We start from the raw sequence: 3,863 nt of genomic DNA, 5'->3' as shown, positions 1-3,863 counted from the left end.
GCCAAAGTCATGACCTAAAAGGATCAATCACATGGCCGTAAATATTGCGCGTATTGACTACCAAGGTAGTATCCAGTGGGGACGCCCGTCGGGCGAGAGTATCACCCTACTCCCGATTCCATGCAGCACCACCGGCGAACTGATTTCTACATACTCCGCCAACGAACTTAAATCGATGAACGGTCCTGAGGTGACGATAGCGCAAGTTAAAATCTTGAGCCCAGTGACACCAAATCAGCAGTTCGTCTGCCAAGGCGCAAACTATCGTCAACACATGATTGAGTCGGGCGTCGACCCAGATGCTAAGTCGTTTAATATGATTTTTACCAAGGCGGCTAGCTGCATATGCCCCGCTGATAGTCCAGTTATTCGACCCAGGCACGTCAAGTTACTCGACTATGAAGTAGAGCTCGGTTTGGTCCTCAAGCAAACCGTTGAATCTGCGATTGAAGTCAGTCCTGAATCCATCCTGGATTACGTCGCCGGTTTGGTTATCGTCAATGACTACTCCGCACGCGACATACAGATCCCGCAAATGCAATTTTACAAAGGTAAAAGCTTCCGTACCTTTGGCCCGGTGGGGCCTTGGCTGTGTTTGCTAGAACCGGGGGATGATGCCTATCTGCTCAATCTTAACCTTGAGCTGAAAGTCGACGGCGAGATTCGCCAACGGGACAGCACCTCTAATCTTGTCTTCCAGCCAGCAGAGACATTAACCGAACTCTCGGGCGTCCAAGACTTTGCGCCCGGTGATTTGTTAGCGACAGGTACACCCGCCGGTTGTGCTTTAGCGGCACCAACGCCACGAGTCCAGCGCCTGATGGGACTCATCCCAGAACAGACCAAGTGGCGTTTATTTGTCAACGCACAGAGTAAACGCACCCAATACCTGCAACCCGGTCAAACAGTAACAACAACGATTCGGTCCCAGTGCGGCTCCATCGATTTGGGCGCCCAAAGTAACCTAGTGGTTGCTGAATAATTACGCTAAAACCAATCGGTTTTTTTAAACCCATTAAAAAAACCGATTGATCTCTTCGAAAATATCAAATTCCCTTCCCGGTCTCCTGCCCATACATTACGCTCAACGACGGCGCGTTGCGACTGACAGCGCCTATCGTTTGAACTTCTACGTAATGAACTGGAGGCTGGACGAACATGAAAAAACAAAAACGATCATTGGTAAGCGCCGTTGCCATGGCGCTGTCGTTAACGGCAGCATCATCTGGCGTTAGCGCTATGAGCGAGGCCAAGACCACACAATTCTGGTGGCCCGACGCAATTAATTTAAGCCCTTTGCGACAACATGCACCACAGTCAAACCCGTATGGCGACGATTTTGATTACGCCGCTGAATTTGCGAAGTTAGACCTTGAAGCCGTTAAGTCCGATATCGAAGCGCTACTCACACAGTCTCAAGACTGGTGGCCAGCAGACTACGGCCATTACGGTCCGTTCTTTATCCGCATGGCATGGCATAGCGCTGGTACTTATCGAGTGAGCGACGGCCGTGGCGGCGCAGGCGGTGGCCAACAGCGGTTCGAACCACTAAACAGCTGGCCCGATAACGCCAACCTCGACAAAGCACGTCGATTGTTATGGCCCATCAAGCAAAAATACGGCCAAAGCCTATCTTGGGCCGATTTGATGGTTTTAACTGGTAACGTTGCGCTGGAGTCTATGGGCTTTAAAACGTTTGGTTTCGCTGGCGGCCGTGAGGACGACTGGGAACCCGATTTGGTTTATTGGGGCCCTGAGAACGAGTTTTTAGATGACAAACGCTACCATGGCGATCGTGAGCTGGAGCGCCCATTGGCGGCGGTGCAAATGGGCTTGATCTATGTGAACCCCGAAGGCCCCAATGGCAACCCTGACCCCCTACTGGCAGCGAAAGATATCCGCGAGACCTTCGGCCGCATGGCAATGAACGACGAAGAGACTGTTGCCTTGATTGCAGGGGGGCACACCTTTGGTAAGGCGCACGGCGCGAAGAGTCCAGAGGAATGCGTAGGCCCAGAACCCGCAGCAGCTGCCATTGAAGAGCAGGGCTTGGGCTGGACTAACAAATGCGGAAAAGGCAACGCCGAAGATACCATCACCAGCGGCTTAGAAGGCGCTTGGTCTGTGAACCCGATCGCTTGGACCACACAGTACCTAGACAACTTGTTTGCTTACGAGTGGGTACAGACTCGCAGCCCAGCGGGTGCAATTCAGTGGATCCCTGCTGACGGTCAAGCGGCAAATTTGGTGCCTGACGCGCACGTAGAAGGCAAGCGTCACGCACCCATTATGTTCACTACCGACCTGTCGTTGAAGATGGACCCTGAGTACCGCAAGATCTCGAAGCGTTTCCAGGAAAACCCGGCAGAATTCGAGTTGGCGTTCGCCAAAGCATGGTTCAAGTTGACCCACCGTGACATGGGGCCTGCGGCTCGTTATTTGGGCACCGATGTACCCAGCGAGACTCTCACTTGGCAAGATCCTATCCCAACGGTCGACCACAAGTTGGTCAGTGACCGTGATATCAAGAAACTCAAGAAAGCCATTCTTGATACCGGATTGTCGACTCAGGAACTGGTCAAAACGGCATGGGCGTCAGCCTCTAGCTTCCGCGGCACAGATATGCGCGGCGGTGCCAACGGCGCGCGTATCCGCTTGGAGCCGCAGCGCAGCTGGGCAGCCAACAATCCAGAGGAGCTTGCGGGCGTCTTACTGAAACTTGAGCAGGTGCAGGCCGACTTCAACAAGTCAGCCCGTGGCGGCAAACAAATCTCCTTGGCGGACATTATTGTACTAGGTGGTGCTGTTGCGATTGAAGAAGCCGCTAAGCAGGGGGGCTACGACATTGACGTTCCGTTTAACCCGGGCCGAGGCGACGCAACTCAAGAACAAACCGATGTTGAGTCATTCGCTGTGCTTGAGCCGAACGCAGACGGTTTTAGAAACTACTACACCAATGCGTCTTGGTCATCGCCTGTCAATATGATAATCGACAAGGCTAACTTGCTGAATCTGACAGTACCTGAAATGACCGCACTGGTGGGTGGTTTACGTGCTCTGGATGCCAATACTGCTGGCGCCAAACACGGTGTATTCACAGACCGCCCAGGGACTTTGAGCACGGACTTCTTCACAAACCTGCTCGACATGTCCACAGTTTGGAAGCCAGCTAAAGAGGCCGGTATTTACGAAGGTAAAGATCGCTCCACTGGCGCCCTTAAGTGGACGGCCACGCCCGTCGATCTAATGTTCGGTTCGAGCTCGGAGCTTCGCGCGATAGCCGAGGTCTACGCTGCTGCTGACGGTGGCGAAAAGTTCGTTAACGACTTCGTTGCGGCATGGACGAAAGTCATGACAGCCGATCGTTTCGATCTTAAGTAAGCCGATACCATCCTATCCACATTGAGGCGGCCCTAATGGCCGCTTTTTTTTGCCTACTCGTCTGCATGTATTTATCGCCGTGGCACTCACTCAGTCCAGTTAGAGGTCGACAAGTACCCCATGTTTAGTATCATGCGCTCTCCCCAGACTGTTATTCATTTGGTATGCGTAAACCCCGGAACATTACGGTTCTCTTATTCTGCTTGCTGACCTCCCTGACTAGCTTCGCGAATAACGACTCAGAACAAACGCTCTACCAACTCATGAGTGAACGCCTTGCGCTAATGCCCGAGGTCGCCAAATATAAGTGGCATCACAACCTTCCCATCGAAGACCTCGCTCGGGAAGCCATTGTTTTAGAACGCACGGTTTCGCGCACCACGGTGCTTGATCCAATCCATACCCGAACATTTTTTGGCCTGCAGATAACCGCCGCCAAAGCGATTCAAGCAAACGTCTTTCAATCCCTAACAAACAGAGAC

The 3,863-nt window shown here is 52.6% G+C and carries 3 protein-coding genes; all 3 read left to right on the top strand.

Annotated elements, in window-relative coordinates; all coding sequences use genetic code 11:
• The first annotated feature begins 31 nt into the window (after positions 1 to 31).
• On the top strand, positions 32 to 982 hold the full coding sequence (locus ACTF5Z_RS11575; protein ID WP_438985774.1) for a fumarylacetoacetate hydrolase family protein: 951 nt from the start codon (positions 32 to 34) through the stop codon (positions 980 to 982).
• Between the two features lie 176 nt (positions 983 to 1,158).
• Complete coding sequence (gene katG, locus ACTF5Z_RS11570) at positions 1,159 to 3,381, top strand: catalase/peroxidase HPI (protein WP_438985773.1); 2,223 nt, start codon at positions 1,159 to 1,161, stop codon at positions 3,379 to 3,381.
• A gap of 164 nt (positions 3,382 to 3,545) precedes the next feature.
• Positions 3,546 to 3,863: chorismate mutase (locus ACTF5Z_RS11565; RefSeq protein WP_438985772.1), on the top strand; the 318-nt coding region annotated here is incomplete at its 3' end.

The organism is Aequoribacter sp. (assembly GCF_965659035.1).
Lineage (GTDB): Bacteria > Pseudomonadota > Gammaproteobacteria > Pseudomonadales > Halieaceae > Aequoribacter.
This window is presented reverse-complemented; position numbering and strand designations above follow the sequence as displayed.